The sequence below is a fragment of the Dysgonomonas sp. GY617 genome (assembly GCF_015233815.1).
GTDB lineage: Bacteria > Bacteroidota > Bacteroidia > Bacteroidales > Dysgonomonadaceae > Dysgonomonas_A.
Genome location: NZ_JADCLR010000001.1, coordinates 386,154 through 405,998 on the forward strand (window position 1 = coordinate 386,154; position 19,845 = coordinate 405,998).

A 19,845-nucleotide genomic window follows, 5' to 3' on the forward strand; every position below is an offset into this window, starting at 1 on the left:
TGTGTGTTTGCTGTATTGAGAATCTTTACCCTACCTTCGAAAATCGCTTATCGGTGTTCATCATCAATTTGTCTAATGATGCCGCAATATTACGGACGAAGGGTGTAGCATCGGGCAAAATCTTTATATAATCCGAATTAAACTCTATGATGCCATCTTCAGCAAAAGTTTTCAGATTATCTTCGTTATAATTGAGAGCATTCTTTATTTCTTCAACCGATACATTTAGAAGTGAAGCTAGGTCTGCCCAAACTATTTCGTAATTACACATCAATGAAGTGATTACTTCGCGGGTTATTTGCTCATCATTATTAAGTCTGTAACCTTTCAGTACAGGAAGTTCTCCTTTGTTTACCTGCTCTATGTATTTCTTCAAGTCTTTTGTATTCTGGCTGTATGCAGCGGTCAATTGGCTGATACCCGTTACACCAAAGGCGTATACCTGCCCTGTGGTACGGCGTGTGCAATATCCTTGGAAGTTACGATGCAAGGCTTTTGTTTTTTGAGCGATATATAGTTCGTCATTCGGTTGTACGAAGTGATCGAGACCTACTGTTTTGTATCCCGCGTCGTTCAACAAATGTTTGGCTGTTTCGTATATTTTGTTCTTGTCCTGAGGTGTAGGCAAACCAAGTTTTTCGAGATTCATCATTGCAGGATTTACCCAAGGCACATGAGCATACGAAAAGGTAACCAATCTATCGGGTTGTATTTCTATTGCTTGTTTAATGGTGTCGGCAAAAGAGTCGGCAGTTTGCAAAGGCAATCCATAGATGAAGTCCATATTAACAGCAACACCTTTTGATTTTAGCAAACGTACAATGTCGGCAACAGGCATTTTAGAAGGTTTGCGGTTCGAAGCCTTCAGTACATCTTCATTAAAATCTTGTATGCCAATGCTGATACGGTTGAAGCCTGCATCAATCAAATCGTTCCAATATGCCTCATCTAAATATCCGGGATGGCATTCTATGGCTATTTCGGGACGGTCTATGGTCTCGAATCCTTCGAGTAGCATCTTGTTTATTTCTTTCAACATGGCTACGGGCTGAGATGTTGGACTACCTCCACCGTAATGTATCTGTGATATTTTACGGTTATGATCGAGTAGAGGCAATACCATTTCTATCTCGCGTTTCAAAGCATCCATATAGGCGGCAACTACGGTTTTGTTTTCCAAAAGCATAGCGTTGCATCCGCAATAGTGACACATTTTATAGCAAAACGGTATATGAATGTAAAACGATATATGTTCGGGTTGTTGCGTGTTCGATGCCTCTATTGCCTCTCGGTAATCGGTAACGGCAAAACTGTCGTTAAAGAAATTAGCAGGCGGATAGCTTGTATATCGGGGTACAGCAACGCTGTATTTATCTAATAATTCTTGTTTCATTTTTCTTTTCGTTTTTGAATGTTGCCAGAATGTACAACAATGAGACTACGGCTATACAACTTTCGAATAAAAACAGATTTGCATAACCATACATACCTGCAATTTTACCTGCTCCTGCTGCCATGAGCATTCCACTGAGGTGGGTAATAACGGTTTGCAGGGTGAAGTCTGTACCTTCATATCCTTCGCGTACGCAATACATAGCTGTGGTGTAAACTACAATTGTAGCCATACCATAACTACCCCATAGCATGGTGATTCCGAGGTGAAGAGTTGCTGTATTTACAGTGAACTGTGTAACCAGCAGATAGAAATATATAGTGGTTACCAATATGCAGATGGCGAATACGATACGTGGTATAAAGCATCCTATTTTGCGGACGATGAATCCTCCTGTAAGTGAGCCGACACAACCGATGGACGTTCCGATAACGCCCGACATTACGCCTATTTGTTTCATACTATACCCATAATCAACCAATAAAGGTTTTAGCATGGCAAGTGTTCCAATCAATCCTGCATAGTATAGAAACAAAAATAGTACTTGTTTCCAGATGCCTTTTTGTTTGAAAAAACCAAGTAGGTCATCAGGGTGGGGCGGAGCATATTTCTTTCTTTCGTGAGGTTCTTCTACTTGTGTCTTTTTGAAAAACATGAGGGGAATAAGTGCTACTACTACAAATATTGCCAAATAGGGTAGTAGTTGATTCCATCCCAGTTTGTGATAAAGTAAAAGTAGTACGCCTCCACCAATCATTGCTCCTGCAAAACTACCTACCGATTGCATACTGTTTACCATACCTTTGTCCTTTTTACTGAACGAAAGTACTGCGAGAGCATCGGTTGCAATGTCCTGAGTGGCAGATGCTATAAAGGCAAAAATAATCAGAATAATGATGGTGTATATATTGGTCTCGAGATCGAGAAAGGAGATCGCCAGAATAATGACTGCATAAACCAGTTCTGATGAGAATATCCATCGTTTATAGTCCGTAAGAGTGTGACAACTTCTATCAATGGCTGGTGACCACAGAAATTTAAGAACCCAAGGTAACTTCAGAAACTGAAGCATCCCGATAGTTTCGAGCGAATAATCTTGCTGTCGCATCAATACCGGCAGAATGGTAGAAAAGAAGCTCATTGGTATGCTCTGAGCTATGTATAGGCTCAAAAACGTGAAGAGCTTACCCCCATTTTGCAGGTTCTTATTTATATTCATTTCAAAAGGTCAATTCTAGTGATCATTTCTAAGATTCACAAAAATACAAAATACAATCGGGCTTGCCAATCACTACATGTGGTGAAATGCTGCATTATATGAATTTGTGGGGACTAATTTAGAATTGTTCGCAGAAAAAAGGGGCAGCGTTGGTTTAATAATGGCTAATGAGTAAGTATTCAGCGCCTCCGATGTACAAACAGGGTAGAAGACTAAATACCCCCTCATCTGTCTACAACGAATGAGGGGGTAATATAAAGAGTTATTTTGCGGAAGTAAAAAACTATTTTGTATTAAATTAATTACTTCGAAAAGGTCTGAAGTCCTTAGAATTTCAGTCGAAAATCTACACCGCAAGTAAATGGTTTTCCTGCCTGTGCAAATGATTCTTTTGCTAGTGAATTATAGAAGTAATAGGAAACATACTCTTTACCTCCAATGTTTTTAGACCAGAAGTCGAAAGATACTTTGTTTTTCACAAACGATGCTCGCGCATTAAATATTCCGTAAAAAGGCTGCGAAGCCTTATTGTCTTCATTCCAATAGATTTTACCCAAAGCTGTATATTGTCCGTTAAGAATTACTTTATCTAACAGATCGCTTTTTAATCTGATAGTATAGTTGGCAGCTGTAGAAAAAGTATGTCGGGGAACCATAGGCAGAAAGTTGCCCGAATAGTCGATGTTTTCTTTCGTATTATATATGTATTCCTTGAATGAGGCATGTGTATATCCGTAAGTTATCTGGAAATTCAGATTTTCAAGAGGGTTTATCTGAGTAGTAACCTCTAGTCCTTTACTTGCCGATTTTCCTGCATTACGTAATATGTAACCTGTTCCGGTAGCTTGGTTTTGCGAAACTTGCTGATCTCTCCAATCAATATAAAAGAGGCTGATTTCTGCGTCGAGTAACTTATCAAAGTAGCTACCCTTTGTGCCTATTTCGTAATTCCAGCTCGTTTCCGATTTGTATGTACGATCTGTTTCACTTACGGCGGTTGTATTGAATCCACCTGTTTTGAAACCTTTTGAGACTGAAAAATACACTATTTGATTGTTGCGGAAACTATATTGCAATGCCGCTTTGGGTGTCCATTGCGAATAGCTGTCCTTATCTCTTTTGTTGGTTGTTTCTACGACGGTATTATCCGGTTTGCGACTTTTAGCAATAGTATGCATTCTGGTTTCTTCCCAGTCGTATCTAAGTCCCAGTGTAAGCGATAATCCCTCTGTAAACAGATTGTTAATGATGGATTGGTGATACAGCGCTGCTCCTTTGGTGGGGTTGCTTGCATTTTGCAGGGTATGTGTATTTGTCGATCTGTTATCTACATCATTGTCTGTATTGTAGCTTTGATGAAAACCGAATGTTCCGAACTGCCATTGGTAATTGCTTTTCGTAGTCGATTTGATATTGATTTCTTGCGAATACATACGCTGTCTTTGATAGAAGTCTACAAAATACAAGTCTTTCTCTGTAAAGTCTTGATCTATGCGTTGCTTTCCGTCATAAAATTGAAATGAAGACATCGACCCTAATTTGAATTTTTCGGTAGCATACTCTACATTCAATCCGTTAGTAGACATATTACGTAGGTACGACGATGGTTCGTTGTAATTAACCTGCCCTACTGTATTGTTTTCTGCATTATATATACCGTATGGATATCCTCCCTGATCGGAATACTCGTAAGCTGAAACCAAGTGCATCGATAATTTAGGGGCAAGCTTCCAGCTGAGTCGCATACGACCGTTTGCTGCATCCATCGGATCGGCTTTATCTCCCGTATATTTATTTGTAAAGAATCCTCCTGTGTGAAATACGTTTCCAGAGAGTGAGTATCCGAAGGTATTGTTTATATTACCGTAGTGAGAAGCTCCCAAGTCGTAACTGTTATAGTTTCCTGCACCCAGATGTATGTTTGTTTCTTTGTATTTATAGGGCGATTTGGTGTAAACGTTTATAATACCCCCCATCGTATTTCGTCCGTAGATAGTTCCTTGCGGTCCGCGTAGAACTTCTACACGCTCAATATCAGTCATATCTATATCGAATGTCGATCGGTCGAAGTAGGGTACTCCATCTACATACAATCCTACCGAAGGTGCATTGATACGCGATCCTATACCTCTAATGTATGCGGGCGAAGTCATCTTCGAACCATAATCGGGTATAAATAGATTGGGTACAAAGGCATTGATTTCTTTTATATTGGTGATATTTCGTTCTTTGATAATCTGATCCGACAGCAGGGTTGCCGATATGGGCAATTGCGATAGATTGGTATTACTTTTGAAGGCTTCGATTACAACTTCTTCGCCTGTATAAGACATTACTATGGAATCTTTCGGTATTAAAATTTCTTCGGCGCTTAGATTACTGGTATTGCAGATATAAATTAGCAGCAACATAAGAATGCTGTATTTTTTCATTAATTATAATATTTTGAGTTAAAGGAACCGTTTTTTAGTTGTATGCAAAAGTATTAAAGACTTTGAGGCTAACCAATCACTAAATGTAGTGAAAATGATTTTAAGGTGTAAAACTCTCTTATTTTCTCGGAATATATGAGAGTTTTATTTGATTTTGGTAATAATTGATAGTAATAAAGTGGTTGCAGACGGCTTAAATAGCGAGGTTGTGAAAAAAACACAAAAAACACGATCTATTTATGCAACTTTCTATATTTTTTCCATCTAGTATATAGGAGAGAGAAAAAGTCTTTATTGCCGAGGACCTATTATTAAGATATTAAGATTATATACAAACTTATGAAAACACGTTATTTCTTAGGATTGCTCTTAGCTGCTTTTGTTGTAAGTGCTTCTTCTTGCTTAGAGGGAGAACGTTCGATCGGTAAAATGAACGATTCCATAAAATTATCTACACGTAAAGCCGATTTTTCGGCATCTAACGATTCTATTATTATCACCACAAAAGGTACTTGGTGGTGGGTGAATGATATTTCGGTAAACGGAAATTATCTGGTATTCAATCCGGTTGAGACTGAAAAAGAAAATTTTGCAATCAATGGAGATTGGTTTTCTATTGAAAGATGCGATAATCAAAAACTGATTGTGCGAGTTTCTGAAAACAGATCGAGCAAAGACCGAAATATAAAAATCACATTAGAAGCAGGCGATTACTTTGATTATATTGATGTAAATCAATTGGGCAGATATTAAACCGTTTTAAAACTCTTCTGCCGAATTAAGAGATACCAATACCTTATCTATACGTGCGCCGTCCATATCTACTATTTCGAAAGTAAAATCATTCCATTCTATTATTTCTCCCGTTTGTGGAATATGTTGCAGTAAATCGAGAATAAGTCCACTTATCGTATTATAATCGTTTTGAGTATATAGATACTCTTTTTCGAAAAAGGTGAGAAAGTTATAAAACGGACATTGCCCGTCTACTAACCAGCCTCCGTCTTTTCGCTCAACAATATCGGGTTCTTCATGTATATCGGGAATGTTACCTACGAGTGCTTCCAGAATATCGGTCAATGTAACAATGCCTTGTATACTGCCAAATTCGTCGCAGATCAGCGCATATTGTACATGGTTGGTTTTCATCTGTTCCAGAGCAGTATATACACCTATATTTTCGGGAAAGTAATGGCAGGGTCTTGTAACACTCTCAATGTTAAAGTCTTCTTTCTCTATTTTACCAAACAGATCTTTTAAATATACGACGCCTATAATATTATCGAGGTCTTTGTGTGCAACGGGATATACATCGAACGGTTTTTCCTGTAAAAATTTATATATCTCAGCGGTAGACATTTTGGTATCTATCCATACTATATCGCTGTGGTGAGTCATAATCGATTCGAGATCGCGATCGCCTAACGAAAAAACACGTTCTACAATATCCTGCTCTACTTTGTCTACCACTCCGTCTTTGGTTCCTTCTTGTATGATAGATCTTATTTCCTCTTCGGTAACTTTATTTCCTCTCACATTCAGATTCATAGCTCTTACTACTAGTGAGGTGCTTTTTGATAATAACCAAACAAAAGGCGTTGCTGCTACCGATAGTAGATACATCGGGCGGGCTACGGCTTGTGCAATGCGCTCGGATATGCTTAAGCCTATTCTTTTAGGAACTAACTCCCCGAAGATTAGAGTGAGATAGGTTACGAATAATACAATGAAAATTTGTGAAATATGTGGAATATATGGTCCTGATATGCCCCATTTGTTGAGTAGCATAACCATGTCTTTAGCCAGCACATCGCCCGAATAAATACCTGTAACTATACCAACAAGTGTGATACCTATTTGTACGGTCGATAAAAATTTGTCGGGTTCGTTGGCAAGTTTCAATGCGGCGGCAGCTTTTGGGTTACCTAGTTTAGCATCGCTGTTGAGTTTCGACTTTCGTGCTGAAATTATGGCTATTTCGGACATCGAAAATAACCCGTTTATAAGTATTAGAACAACAATAATAAGAATATCCATTTTTATGACTTAATTATATAGGCTATCATATCCCCTTTGAGTATAACGTCTGAGGAATGATAGTGTTGTAAAAATAGTCTTTTTATCTTGATTTTTTGAAGTGCTATTTGTCCTAATTTGCCGATTCTTGATCATTTAGGTTTAAAAAGCAGGTAGGAAAATCTATAATAAGTCTCAATTTTGGGTCTGTTAAAATAAAAAATAAATAAAATAAAAGAGATATTCAGCACTTCTGATGATGAGTGAAACGAAAAGATTCGTTTAGTGGTGAGATATGTAAGTGTATCTTGATGTTAAACAGAGGTATACGGTCTTGTTTGTCTTGATTTTTTAGTCCAAAATAATTGAGGAGGAATTAAACCAGCTTATCAATAATATCTTAGTCTTTTTAACGAAAAAGGAGTTTTTGCATCCTATAATCAAAATTATTCTTTATATTTGCCTCTGTAAAATAACTCTTTACATAAGTAATGGCTATAAATTTAACACACATATCTCTTTGTAATAATTTAAATTTTAACGGTTTAGGTTTGGCTATGTGCGTTGAAATATTAGAGAGAGAGAGAGAGAGAGAGAGAGAGAGAGAGAGAGAGAGAGAGAGAGAGATAATACCTCTCCCCGCTTAAATAATTATTTATTCTTCAAATTTCCAGACAGAATTTTCTGTCTTTTTTTATCATTGCGTCTTTTTTACGCTTGTTTTTTAGCTTTACAATATTTCCCCAATAAATATATTGATAGTTGTCTCGGTAAACGCTTTCGTGTAACTGATTTGTTTTTTTGTTGTCGTTCAAAATCGACACGAGCTATCCGTTTGCCTATGGCACAGCTATATCTGGCTGTGGCGTGTAGTGATTACATGCCGCTGCCTTTTTTTTATTTAAAATCCTATAAACACATTTCAAAATAATTATGATAATGAGAAAATGTTTTCTATTAATTATTGGTTTATTATCTATCGGGATCTGTCGATCTCAGGTAGGAATAAATACGAAGAATCCTCAAGGTATTTTCCATATCGATGCAAAAGCTAATACTATAGGTACTAGTAATATCTCGGATGATATTCTTGTCGATTCGCAAGGTAATCTGGGAATTGGTACTCTTTCTCCGAAAACAAAAGTGGACGTTGTTGGTAGTTTAAGCATTACAAATTCGAATGAAAATGATAAGTATATTCTGACCTCCAATAATATTGGGGTTGGTACATGGCAAGACAATCCGGTAACGAAGGTCAATCGCATGTCGATATGTAAAGCGTCAGGAGTATTTGAAACCGTGGGTACAGCTTTGCTGCCATGTGAGGCTCCGTTTACGTTTTCGGTAAATGAATTAAATCTGACCGCAACAGATGATGGCAGAATAAAAATAGATTCGGGACTTTATCTGGTGATTGTTGACTTTGATCTTTTGGGTTTGGATGAATACGGACAAGTAATGCTTCATAAGGCGGATGACAGCTATTTTTTATCAAACATATACCGAGGGAAAATGGTTGGTCAATCGGTCTCCTTTCTGGCGGAAACTGCCGAAGAGATAAGAGTGCAAGTGGTAGCTAAAAGATATACTGCCGAAATAACCTATTTTGACTATCCGCCATTCTCTAACGTGAATTATGAGATAGAAATTAAAATCATACAACTACAATAATATTATGCCTCAAATTATGATAAAGAATGCATATTTATCTGTTCTGTTTATTCTCTTTTCGGGAGTAGTCAGTGCTCAGATAGGAATTAACACAGAATCTCCCTTAAGCTCAAGCTTACTACATATTGATGCTAAGAGAAATACCTCAGGAAGCAGTAATACAACGGATGATGTTGTGGTGTCTTCGCAGGGATATTTGGGGGTTGGAACCACTAACCCTGCATCTAACTTATCGATCAATGGAACCTTCAGAATGAATGATGGTACTCAGAGAGACGGCTATGTATTGGTTAGTAATGCTGATGGCATAGCATCTTGGCAAAGAGTGATTGTCAATAGATATGTAGTTTGGAGATTATCGGGGTCACAAGATTTTGAGGATTATGGGGTCAGTAAACCGATCTACGATCCTTTGCAAGCTACCTCAGCTTTGTTGAGAAACGAGATTGTGGGTTGCTCCGAAAGTGCAGGTGTACTCACTTTGCCCGCAGGGAGATACTTGTTTTCGGCTAATGGCGATCAGGCAATGACCGAATATGGAACGGTTGATATACTAATGGATGGTATTATTACACACTCGCTGATGGCTGTAAATTCATTGGGCGGCGGGTCGTTTATCTTTATGTTAGAAGCACCTACTAAGTTGCAACTCAATTTTACTCATATTGATGTTGACACTCCTTCGTACACTAATCTTCCATTTAAAACTGGTTATAGTTATGTAACAACTATTATTCAGCTCGAAAACATTTAAAAATATTTTGTATGGTATTTCCTTTAAATTTACGAATATATATATATTCTTTTCTTATTCTTTTACCTGTTTGCTGTTATGCGCAGGTGGGAGTAAATACAATCAGCCCTCTCGGTGTTTTCCACATAGATGCTCAGGGTAATACGAGTGGTGGCACAAACTTTTCGGATGATATTATCATTGATTCTAACGGTAATGTGGGGTTGGGTACTTTAACTCCTCAGGCTAGTTTTGATATTACAGGCAAGCTGAGGTTTTCCGATAATTCGACTACTGATTTTACCGATTATATTCTGGCTTCGGACCAAAACGGAAAGGCTTCGTGGAAAAACTACTTAATAGCTCTCAGATATAAAACAATAGAATGGAGGCTCGATAATGCTGCTTGGGGAGAGATAAATGCATCCTCTAATGTCTTTACCTTATCGGGTACCCCCACTCTAAAAACCGAGCTTGGGGCTTCTACAACAGCAACGAGTCTTACTGTGCCTAAGGGCAGATATCTTATCTTTATGGCAGGCGACATAGAGAATGTAAGCGAGTATGCCGAAGTGAGACTTCTTAGAAATGGCAACCCGATTATGAGTCCAACTTATATAAGGGCATTGTCGGCAAGTGCAACCTATGTAGAGTTTACCGCACCAGAAACCTTGAGTATAGAGTTTGAAGTGTTTAATATAAATAGAGATGAAAATACGGCAATACCTTTTCTTGATACATTACCTTTTGCTAAACCTAATCATGTTTGGGCAGAACTTGTTTTGTTAGGTCTTGATGTGGGTGGATGAGGATAGTTGTTTAATAAATAGCCAGTTAAAAGGGTGAATTTTTTCTGAATCTTACCCTTTTAACCGTCCTTTATTAATGTCGTTATAGTGTCTCCTTAAAATAATGTGTAAGAGTGTATCGTGTTGTTTATTGTATGTTATTCTTTGTATCATAAAATATTATTCTTTATATTTGCCTCTGTTAAATAACTCTTTACAAGAATAATGACAATAAAATTAACAAACATATCTATTTGTAATAATCTAAATTTTAACTATTTAGGTTTGGATATGTGTGTTGAAATATTAGAGAGAGAGAGAGAGAGAGAGAGAGAGAGAGAGAGAGAGAGAGAGAGAGAGAGAGCTAAGTAATGCCTCCACATATTTAAGAAGCTACTTATTCTTCAAATTTTCAGGTAGAGTTTTCTGTCTTTTCTTATCATTGCGTCTTGTTTACGCACTTATTTTCGTTTTACAATATTTCCCCAATAAATATATTGATAGTTGTCTCGGTAAACGCTTTCGTGTAACCGATTTGTTTTTTTGTTGTCGTTCAAAATCGACACGAGCTATCCGTTTATCTATGACACAACTATGTTTGGCTGTGGTGTGTAGTGATTACATGCCGCTGCCTTTTTTTTATTTACGAACCTATAAACACATCACAAAATAATTATGACAATGAGAAAATGTTTTCTATTAATTATCAGTTTATTATCTATCGGGTTCAGTAGGGCTCAGGTAGGAATAAATACCTTATATCCCCAAGGCATATTTCACCTCGATGCTAAAGGAGATACGGGTAGTACTGGCACAAATTTTTCGGACGATGTAGTAGTTACTGCCAAAGGAAATGTGGGTATTGGTACTTTGTCTCCTTCTACGAAGCTGCAAGTAAACACCTCCGATGGTAAGCCATTTATACGTATACAAGATCCCTCGGAAGAGGTGAGCGATGGTAAGTATCTGGTATCGGACGAGAATGGTGCAGGCTCGTGGGTTACTAAAGCTCAGTTATCGGGTAAGGTGTATCGGATGACGAGTCCGTCTCAGAAGGTAATAACATACAAAGCGGGCGAAGAATCGGCAGTTCTTTTCAATAAAATAAAAGAGGACGATGGTAGCCTCATCGAGAATACCGATGGCGGTTATATAAAAATAAATGCCGATGGTAATTATATATTCACTCTTCGTTGGTTTGGATCGGTTGGTAGCCCTCTCATATCAGTACCCAATCTGAATGGTGTATTTTTTGAAGAGCTTCTGACCGAAGTAAAAATCAAGAAAGTAGTTGCAGGCGTTATTCAACTCGAAGATTCGGATCATGCTTTAGTAGCAGTAAACAGATCGAGAAGTTATGCAATAACGAGTCGTTATGCTTTTGCCGTTTCTCTTTTTGTTCCAGATGTAAAGAAAGGGGAGATTTATGCTCTTGTAGTAAAGCCTAGCCAAAGATTGGGTAAAGATTGGGATATTGCTATGGGGCTGAATGCTACTCAGGGACAGTTCGATAATATTATTTACTTCCCTAGTTTAACCATATACAACATCTAAGGTTATAGCCTTGGTAAGTCTTTAAGGGGAATGGTAATAAACATAAATTGTTATGCCCCAAAGACATGTAATTGAATACTTTTATTTATTTAATGCTGAATGAAGATGAACAGATATTTATATCTCTTACTTTTATTTGTTTCGATAGAGTCTATTGCTCAAATAGGTATAAACACTTCCGATGTGATGGGAGTATTTCACCTCGATGGAAAAAAAGATAATACTGTGGGAGCAATAACTCCCGCACAAGAATCTAACGATATTTTTGTTGACAATGAGGGAAACATGGGAGTGGGTACTTTAACTCCTACTGCTAGACTTCATTTAAAGTCGGACGAGCTTTATGGCGCTTTCAAGCTTAGCGATGGTACTCAAGGTTTGCAACGTGTATTACTGGGCGATGCTGATGGTAATGCCTATTGGGGTCTGATAAAAGGGCAGGGAGGGTCTATCGTAAAGATGGAATCCAAGCCAATAAATTTTCGCTACAATGTAACGGGTGTAATGCCTCTGAATGTGACGGATAATATGATAAAGATTCCCAATGAAGGGTCTTTTGCCTTTATGTTGAGATGGGTTCCCCGTTTGATGAAAGATGGGATAACTTCATGGGATGATCCTACCATGCTTTATTCTCGCTCGGTAATTATACAGTATAATCTGATGCTAAGACGAGCAGGACAGTTAGATACTGTATTGTATTCAATAGAGTCGCGCCCCTTTATGCAGATTTTGAATTATCAGTCGTTGTTTGAGATATTTGTAGCACAAAATTTAAAGAAAGAGGACAGCATTTACCTTACCGTAAAGTTAGCTAGTACGGGTGATATTGATACCAATGTATTTTTATATGTCAATCCCAATGATGTGTCGAGTGTTGAGAGTCAGATGGCAACAGAATCGGGAGCTCTAATCTTTTATAAATTATAATCTCATGAAAAAAACAGTATATTTTATAGCCCTTGCGGGTAGTCTGCTGTGTACAATATCTATATCATCGCAAATAGGCATAAAGACCGATTATCCCCGATCGTTATTTCATATTGATGCCGCTGGCGATAATGCTCAAAATTCGAGTGCTACGCTTACAGAAGCTCAGATATCTAATGATGTTGTAATGTCTTCCGACGGTAAACTTGGCATAGGTGTGTTGAATCCGCAAACAAAACTGGATATTGTAAATAACAAAGCAGTAACAGGAGTAGATAGTGGATTGAGGCTTACTCCCGGTTATGGAAGTCCCTCTATTCTGGCGTTGCAGCCCGATGGTGTAACCAATAAGTGGGAAGCAAACCCATCGTTGGGGCAGATAGGTTATTTTACGGCAACCGTAGGTCAGTCTTTTTCGTACGGAATACCTCAACGCGTGAAGTTGTCGCCTCAAAGTGGCAGCATAATCTTAACGAACGAAACAGAGATAAGAGTGCCTACCGAAGGACGGTATTTATTTACTCTAACCATAACAGGGTTGTCTGATGTTAGATTTCCTGCTCTTTCGGGAATGTCTCTTTTCAGTTTATATGTTTATCTGTCAAGGAATGATACTTTGGGCGACGATCTTATAAATAATGAATATTATCCAGCCATAGGAAATGATCTGATGGATGTAATCGAATTTTATCAGGCCGTTAATCCTCCCGATTTTAGAGCCGTTACTCCAGCTTACATGTCGTTTACAACCTCCTTGTATGCAGGTTATTGTAAGCCTAGTGATTTTTTCACTATCCGATTTTCTCCTACTATTGGTTTCTCTCAGAATCCGATAACGGATGTGTTCAAAATCAATCCCGATTGTAAGATTCTAATAACCATTTATAATATCTAAATAGTATCGTCTATATCTCTGAATTTTATCTATACAGTATAATAACAAGTACGGATAAAATTCAGATTTTTATGATTACACTTTCTTTTGACGACACACAAATCAGTATTCCTCAATCGTGGAGCGACATTCGTTTAGGTGACTATGAGCGTTGGTTTCAGGTAGAGCCTAAAGATCGCTTGGAGCAAATACAATTGATAGCCAATGTATGTGGTATAGATGTAGAGTTGTTGTTGAATAACCCTACTCAGATATTTGATACAATTGTAGATATTGTAAAATTTGTATTTGAAGAGTATCATGGCGAACCTACAAATAAGGTTGATGTTGATGGGGTTGCTTACGGCGTATCATTTACCGAAGAGCTTACACTAGCCGAGTGGGTTGATATAGAGGCAGTATTTGAGTCGGATTCGCAATCGCGCTTGTCGGATATACTATCTATACTCTGCCGACCAGTGGGCGAAAGTTATGATAGTAAAGTTTCGGAAGGTCGTAAAGAATTGTTTTCTAATTTAACGATGAATGAAGCATTGCCGTTGCTCGCTTTTTTTTTGCGACAAAAAGAGAGATTTCAGAGCGTTTCGAACCTTTATTCAGAGGTAAAGCAACAGGCAAACCAATATCTCCTTCTTACTCGCAGTTTTGTAGAAAATGGGGATGGTACAAAATCGTTGCCGATTTGGCAGAGGATAAGATTCTACTTTTTGATGAAATCCTTAAAAAAACAGTTGTCGAAATTTTCGGATTCCTCCTTTATCGAGTAGATAAGGGGCAGGCTGAAGACGAACAAGAAAAGTTTCAGGCACAAATAAGAAGATAGTTGTTGCAATTGTCTACAAGCTAAAAGCATCAGGTTTTTAAAATCGGGTGCTTTTACTGTATTGTACCTAATCGGACAAAATTATAAGCAAAAAGAGCAAGAGTAAAATAAGGGTCTGCATCTATGTTTGTACTTTAAATAAAGTTAATCTTTTACCGAGTACAATAAATATGAAGAAAGTTATAAGTATTACTTTTATGATGTATCAAATTTGTCTCTTCAGATTTGGTGGTTCTATTTATTTTGCTAACACACACACACACACACACACACACACACACACACACACACACACCTCGCGTGTCAAGGTACTAAAAAGATACCATTTAGCCAAATATTTATATGGGAAAGTAGTAGATTCTTTGTCTTGCAAAGATCTCTATTTTATGTCGTTTTTTTCCTCTTTTGTCGGAGGGGAGAAACCCCTTTTTGTTTACCCGAAAATGAAATATATCAACTAAAAAAAATGAAAATATTTGAAGATCCATTCCCAATATGTAAGTAGGTCGGGGGCTATGATAACCGATCGGAGTCGTAAAAAGGTTTTAGACCTTATTTAATAAAATAACACTTTAAATCTATATCTAAAATGAAACATTCATCACACACAAAGCATTTGCGAAAAATATTCTCTCAAAGAGTATTCTTCTTGCTGTTATTGGGGTTTGTGTCTTTGGCTTCGGCTCAAGCTCAGATAACAATAAGCGGAACTGTTACAGATACTCAGAACGAACCTATGATAGGTATTAGCGTCATAGTGAAAAATTCGACCAAAGGTACTGTTACCGATCTCGATGGAAAGTACACAATATCGGTTCCCGATAGTAAATCGGTGTTGGTATTTTCTTTTATCAGCTACAAAACACAAGAAATTACGGTTGGTTCTCAGAAGGTAATAAACGTACGGCTCGAAGATGCTTCAGCGGCGCTCGACGAAGTGGTAGTTGTGGGTTATGGTACTCAGCGTAAAAGCGATTTGACGGGAGGCGTAAGTACAATATCATCCGATAAGATAGATAAAATACCCGCAGTAAGTTTAGGGCAGCGTTTGCAAGGGCAGATTGCAGGTCTTAATGTGACTACCTCCAATAATAAACCGGGTGAGGATGCTACTTTCAGAGTAAGGGGCGAGAAGTCGCTTTCGGGAGGTAATAACCCGTTGATAATTCTGGATGGTATTCCTTTCAATGGAAATATTACTGAAATAGATCAAAATAGTGTCGATAATATATCGGTCTTGAGAGATGCTTCATCTGCTGCTATTTATGGTTCGCGTGCAGCCAATGGAGTTATACTTATCACCACTAAGAAAGGTAAAGTAGGTAAACCCGTTGTTCGCTACAATGGCTATATAGGATTTCAACAAGCAGAATGGTTACCCGACTTAAGAAATGGTAGCGAATATATTCAGCTATTGAAGGACTTTCGTAAAGATACCGGCGATAAAGAATGGAATAATCCAAAAGCTTGGTTACAATCGTCGTTAGTCGATAATTTTGAAAATGGAAGAGAAACCGATTGGAAGAAAGAACTGTTCAGAACAGCCATTCAACAAGAGCATCAGATAAGTTTATCGGGAGCTACCGATGCAACCAATTACTTTGTATCGCTATCGTTATCAGATCAGGATGGTATTGTAAAATATACAGGATATAAAAAATATGCGGTAACATCTAACATTACCCAGAAAATAGGAAGCTGGCTTACTGTTGGAGCCAACATACAGTTGTTGGAAAGAAACAGAGGTGGTAAAGCTCCCAATTTTGCCTATGGTTTCAGAATGTCTCCTTATGGAAATGTAAGAGACGAAAATGGCAGATATGTACGTTATCCGATGAGTCCCGAAACGATGTATTACAGCCCCTTTGCCGATCAGGATGCAATATTGGACGACGTTTCTCGTGCAGCATATACCAATGCTTTTGCAGATATAAAACTACCTGTAAAAGGACTTTCGTACCGAGCTAATTTTGGATACTCATATCGCCATCGTGAGCAGGGCAGTTACTACGGTTCTACTACTATGACGGGCGAACCTGTTGGCGGATCGGCTTCTATAACCAATACAAGTTATGGTGACTGGACTTGGGAAAACATTATTCGTTATGATAACAATTGGGGAAAACATCACCTTGATTTAACGGGATTATATAGTGCTCAGAAAACCAATACAAGTAATCAAGACTCATCGGGCGAAGGCTTCCTATCGGATGCCAATGGTTACCACAATATTGGAATGGCACAAGGCAAGAAAAACATATCTTCTACTAAAGAAGAAACTGCTCTTCTATCGTGGATGGGACGTGCAAACTACTCTTACGACAGACGTTATTTATTGACGCTTACAGCTCGTCGAGATGGATATTCGGCCTTTGGAGATAACAACAAATGGGCACTTTTTCCATCGGTTGCAGGGGCTTGGGTGATAAGTGAAGAATCGTTCTTTCAGAATTGGGATTTAAAGCAATTGGAGTTCCTTAAATTCAGAATGTCGTATGGGTCTAATGGTAATCAGGCAGTAAGTGCTTATCAAACAAAAACAAAGCTGGCTCAACGTGACTATATATATGGTAATGATGCCGAATTTGCAGGAGGTTTGGTGGCAAACTTTACGAAAGGAAACCCCAATTTGAAATGGGAAACATCTTATTCGTTCAATGCAGGAGTCGATTTCAATCTCTTCGACAATCGTTTGAGTGGATCGTTTGACTATTACGATACCAGAACTAAAGATTTGTTGATGAATAGATCGGTACCCGTTATGAATGGATATACTACCATGATGGATAATGTGGGTAAGACTAAAAATACAGGTTTCGACTTAACTCTTAATTCTGTGAATATAAAAAGCGAAGGTTTTCAATGGAATTCAACCTTTGTGCTATCGGGCAACTGGAGCAAAATTGTAGCCTTGAAAGAAGATGGAAAAGACGATATTAGTAATAAATGGTTTATTGGTCAACCCATCCGTGTTTATTATGACTACAAAGTAACAGGCATCTGGCAGGAAGATGAGAGAGAAGAGGCAGCAAAATACAAAGCTATACCCGGTGATGCTAAACTGTACGATAAGGATGGTAACGGACAGATTACTGCCGACGACCGCGTGATTATCGGTTCTAAACTTCCCGTCTGGACGGCAGGTCTTACAAATACATTTATATACAAAAATTGGTCGCTGTCGGTATTCCTTAACGGAGTATTTGATGTAACTAAAGAAAATGAAACCGTAAAATTCGAACGTCAGTTATTCAACAAGAATGTAAACTATATCAATAATATAAATTATTGGACTCCCGAAAACCGATCGAACGAATATACTCGATTGGGCTATAACGAAACCAAGCACACTTTCTATACAAGTGCCTCATTTATTAGAATTCAGGATGTAAATCTGGCTTATCAATTCCCAAAAGAAGCGATTAAAAAGATTGGTCTTGAGGCTCTAACAACTTATGTGAATGGTCGTAACTTGTTTACTTTCTCGGATGCGAAAAAATTCACAACCAACATAGAGCAAGATAAATACAGTTTAGATGCTTCGGGCTATCCTACACAGAGGGTATTTATTATAGGACTGAATGTGACTTTTTAAGACCTAACACCTTTTCTTGCAGGGGCAACGCTAAGTGTTTGTCCGAAAATGGCGACATAGAAGTCAGCCCCTGCAAATAAAAACAAAACAATGAATATTTAAATAGCAGTTTATCATGAAAAAATATATATCAAGTATTCTATTAGCTCTTGTTTTGTGCAGTGCATGCAGCGAAAGTTTTTTGGACGAAACTCCACAGAATTTCGAGAGTGCCGAGCAAACATACAAGACGACCAAAGGCTTTAATGCTGCATTGAATGGATTGCAGGCTTATTCGAGACTCGAATTTGAGACATGGAACGATAACATTGTATCGCAAGGAGCTTGTGCTTACGAGGTGTTGCAGGGTGGGTTAGACATTTGTTATATAAACAATGTGGACGGTACGTTGCAACCATTCCAAAAATATACTTTCGATGCCACCAACAGTTACATATCCAATAGATGGAAGTGGGCGTATGGCTTGATTACCAATGCCAATATGATGATAAATTATGCAGAGAAAGGCGATGTAGTTTGGAGTAAAGACACCGATAAACAATTCTTTCAAGCTAATGCCCGTTTTTTCAGAGCCTATGCCTATCGTTATTTAACCTATCTGTATGGCGATGTGCCTTGGGTAGATAAAGTGGAAGAGGAATATAGAGTAGACTTTCCAAGAACACCCAAAGCTGAGGTATTGGCAAAGATGATTGAAGATTTAGAATTTGCGGCACAATATCTGCCCGAAAATCCGAATAATGTAAAAGACGGAGAGTTAACCAAATGGGCTGCACTGCATATGTTGAGTGAGATAAGTATTTTTGCAGGCGATTATAAAAAAGCAGAAACTACGGCTTTAGAAGTAATCAATTCATCTTACTTTCAATTAATGAATACACGTTTCGGTAAAAACTCATCGCAGCCGGGCGATCCTTTTGCAGATATGTTTCTCGAAAAGAATCAGAATCGTAAAGCTGGCAACATGGAATCTATATGGGTAGTTCAGGCAGAATACAACGTGCAAGGCGGAAGCACTACTTACAATGATTGGACTCGCCGTGCATGGGTAGGAGCTTATTACAGCATCCCCGGATTTATAATATCTCAGGAGTATGGTGGTAGAGGTTTAGGACAAATACGTCCAATTCAACATTGGTTGGATAGTTATGAGGCGAAAGATATGAGAAATTCAATATACAATATTCGCCGCGAGTATGTATATAACGATCCGAAGAATACAGCATTGTTTGGAAAGAAACATACTATTACCGAGGATAATATGGATAGGGGATATGTTTTCCCTACAACTACCAAGTTTGATTATATGCCCGAAAATGACGAGACTTATAATGGAAACCAAAAAGATAAAATGAGATTCCGTTTAGCCGAAACATATCTCTTGTTGGCTGAGGCGTATATTAAAGACAATCAGATAGCCAAAGCTACCGATGCCATAAACAAGGTGAGAGCCAGAGCAGGAGCTACGTTGGCAACACAAGCAGATGTAAACATAGATTATCTGTTGGATGAAAGAGTAAGAGAATTACTGGGCGAAGAAATGCGACGTTTCACATTGGTACGTACCGGAAAACTGATCGAAAGAACTAAGAAATATAACTCGAAATCGGCTTCTACCATAAAAGACCAGCATGTGTTGTGGCCAATACCACAAGGGGTGATCGACTCAAATTCGGGATTGAAATGGGAAAATAATCCGGGGTATAATTAATCAGTGAATATTATTTGATAACTATGCGTGAAAAAGTAGATATTAGGAGAAAATTAATTACTATATTTATTACTTCAAACAAGCT

14 protein-coding genes are annotated in these 19,845 nt (G+C 38.0%); 10 read left to right on the top strand and 4 right to left on the bottom strand.

The genetic code is table 11. From position 1 onward, the window contains the following. Nucleotides 1–25: 25 nt before the first annotated feature. The 3 genes from hemN to IR022_RS01580 all read right to left on the bottom strand — a co-directional run bounded on the left by hemN (nt 26) and on the right by IR022_RS01580 (nt 5,044). Nucleotides 26–1,393 carry an oxygen-independent coproporphyrinogen III oxidase gene (gene hemN / locus IR022_RS01570; protein ID WP_194202360.1) on the bottom strand — a complete coding sequence of 456 codons (1,368 nt, stop codon included), beginning with the start codon at nt 1,391–1,393 and terminating at the stop codon, nt 26–28. Continuing rightward, entirely contained in the window at nt 1,371–2,612 is a 1,242-nt protein-coding gene (locus tag IR022_RS01575; protein WP_194202361.1) for an MFS transporter, read from the bottom strand. The genes hemN and IR022_RS01575 overlap by 23 nt, the downstream gene beginning before the upstream one ends. A 326-nt stretch (nt 2,613–2,938) precedes the next feature. Further along, nucleotides 2,939–5,044: a TonB-dependent receptor gene (locus tag IR022_RS01580; RefSeq protein ID WP_194202362.1), complete on the bottom strand. Its 2,106-nt coding sequence runs from the start codon at nt 5,042–5,044 to the stop codon at nt 2,939–2,941. 339 nt (nt 5,045–5,383) lie between these two features. On the opposite strand from IR022_RS01580, the gene IR022_RS01585 reads away from it, so the two are divergent. Beyond that, a complete protein-coding gene (locus tag IR022_RS01585; protein ID WP_050711349.1) occupies nt 5,384–5,797 on the top strand; it encodes a BACON domain-containing protein in 414 nt (137 codons plus the stop codon). A gap of 6 nt (nt 5,798–5,803) precedes the next feature. Here the strand turns inward: IR022_RS01585 and IR022_RS01590 are convergent, their stop codons facing one another. Beyond that, nucleotides 5,804–7,081, bottom strand: a complete 1,278-nt coding sequence (locus tag IR022_RS01590) for a hemolysin family protein (protein ID WP_050711350.1) — start codon at nt 7,079–7,081, stop codon at nt 5,804–5,806. Between the two features lie 918 nt (nt 7,082–7,999). Between IR022_RS01590 and IR022_RS01595 the strand changes: the two genes are divergently transcribed. From IR022_RS01595 to IR022_RS01635, 9 genes are all read left to right on the top strand, one after another. Beyond that, entirely contained in the window at nt 8,000–8,731 is a 732-nt protein-coding gene (locus tag IR022_RS01595) for a hypothetical protein (RefSeq protein WP_194202363.1), read from the top strand. Between the two features lie 16 nt (nt 8,732–8,747). Next, nucleotides 8,748–9,485 (top strand): hypothetical protein, encoded by a 738-nt coding sequence (locus IR022_RS01600; protein WP_157258099.1) that lies wholly within the window; start codon nt 8,748–8,750, stop codon nt 9,483–9,485. A gap of 11 nt (nt 9,486–9,496) precedes the next feature. Beyond that, nucleotides 9,497–10,273, top strand: a complete 777-nt coding sequence (locus IR022_RS01605) for a hypothetical protein (protein ID WP_194202364.1) — start codon at nt 9,497–9,499, stop codon at nt 10,271–10,273. A 660-nt stretch (nt 10,274–10,933) separates the two neighbouring features. Continuing rightward, complete coding sequence (locus IR022_RS01610) at nt 10,934–11,806, top strand: hypothetical protein (RefSeq protein WP_194202365.1); 873 nt, start codon at nt 10,934–10,936, stop codon at nt 11,804–11,806. 105 nt (nt 11,807–11,911) lie between these two features. Beyond that, nucleotides 11,912–12,736, top strand: coding sequence for a hypothetical protein (locus IR022_RS01615; protein WP_194202366.1), 825 nt, complete (start codon nt 11,912–11,914; stop codon nt 12,734–12,736). A gap of 4 nt (nt 12,737–12,740) precedes the next feature. Continuing rightward, nucleotides 12,741–13,631 carry a hypothetical protein gene (locus IR022_RS01620; RefSeq protein ID WP_194202367.1) on the top strand — a complete coding sequence of 297 codons (891 nt, stop codon included), beginning with the start codon at nt 12,741–12,743 and terminating at the stop codon, nt 13,629–13,631. Nucleotides 13,632–13,702: 71 nt separating this feature from the next. After that, nucleotides 13,703–14,398, top strand: a complete 696-nt coding sequence (locus IR022_RS01625; protein ID WP_194202368.1) for a hypothetical protein — start codon at nt 13,703–13,705, stop codon at nt 14,396–14,398. A gap of 645 nt (nt 14,399–15,043) precedes the next feature. After that, on the top strand, nt 15,044–18,049 hold the full coding sequence (locus IR022_RS01630) for a SusC/RagA family TonB-linked outer membrane protein (protein ID WP_194202369.1): 3,006 nt from the start codon (nt 15,044–15,046) through the stop codon (nt 18,047–18,049). 115 nt (nt 18,050–18,164) lie between these two features. Beyond that, the gene (locus tag IR022_RS01635; RefSeq protein WP_194202370.1) at nt 18,165–19,760 is read left to right on the top strand and encodes a RagB/SusD family nutrient uptake outer membrane protein; all 1,596 of its coding nucleotides are present in this window, start codon (nt 18,165–18,167) and stop codon (nt 19,758–19,760) included. Nucleotides 19,761–19,845 lie beyond the last annotated feature (85 nt).

Excerpts from the sequence above, each read along its gene's own strand:
- hemN (WP_194202360.1), bottom strand. The coding sequence starts at position 1,393 with ATGAAACAAGAATTATTAGATAAATACAGCGTTGCTGTACCCCGATAT.
- IR022_RS01575 (WP_194202361.1), bottom strand. The coding sequence starts at position 2,612 with ATGAATATAAATAAGAACCTGCAAAATGGGGGTAAGCTCTTCACGTTT.
- IR022_RS01580 (WP_194202362.1), bottom strand. The coding sequence starts at position 5,044 with ATGAAAAAATACAGCATTCTTATGTTGCTGCTAATTTATATCTGCAAT.
- IR022_RS01585 (WP_050711349.1), top strand. The coding sequence starts at position 5,384 with ATGAAAACACGTTATTTCTTAGGATTGCTCTTAGCTGCTTTTGTTGTA.
- IR022_RS01590 (WP_050711350.1), bottom strand. The coding sequence starts at position 7,081 with ATGGATATTCTTATTATTGTTGTTCTAATACTTATAAACGGGTTATTT.
- IR022_RS01595 (WP_194202363.1), top strand. The coding sequence starts at position 8,000 with ATGAGAAAATGTTTTCTATTAATTATTGGTTTATTATCTATCGGGATC.
- IR022_RS01600 (WP_157258099.1), top strand. The coding sequence starts at position 8,748 with ATGATAAAGAATGCATATTTATCTGTTCTGTTTATTCTCTTTTCGGGA.
- IR022_RS01605 (WP_194202364.1), top strand. The coding sequence starts at position 9,497 with ATGGTATTTCCTTTAAATTTACGAATATATATATATTCTTTTCTTATT.
- IR022_RS01610 (WP_194202365.1), top strand. The coding sequence starts at position 10,934 with ATGAGAAAATGTTTTCTATTAATTATCAGTTTATTATCTATCGGGTTC.
- IR022_RS01615 (WP_194202366.1), top strand. The coding sequence starts at position 11,912 with ATGAACAGATATTTATATCTCTTACTTTTATTTGTTTCGATAGAGTCT.
- IR022_RS01620 (WP_194202367.1), top strand. The coding sequence starts at position 12,741 with ATGAAAAAAACAGTATATTTTATAGCCCTTGCGGGTAGTCTGCTGTGT.
- IR022_RS01625 (WP_194202368.1), top strand. The coding sequence starts at position 13,703 with ATGATTACACTTTCTTTTGACGACACACAAATCAGTATTCCTCAATCG.
- IR022_RS01630 (WP_194202369.1), top strand. The coding sequence starts at position 15,044 with ATGAAACATTCATCACACACAAAGCATTTGCGAAAAATATTCTCTCAA.
- IR022_RS01635 (WP_194202370.1), top strand. The coding sequence starts at position 18,165 with ATGAAAAAATATATATCAAGTATTCTATTAGCTCTTGTTTTGTGCAGT.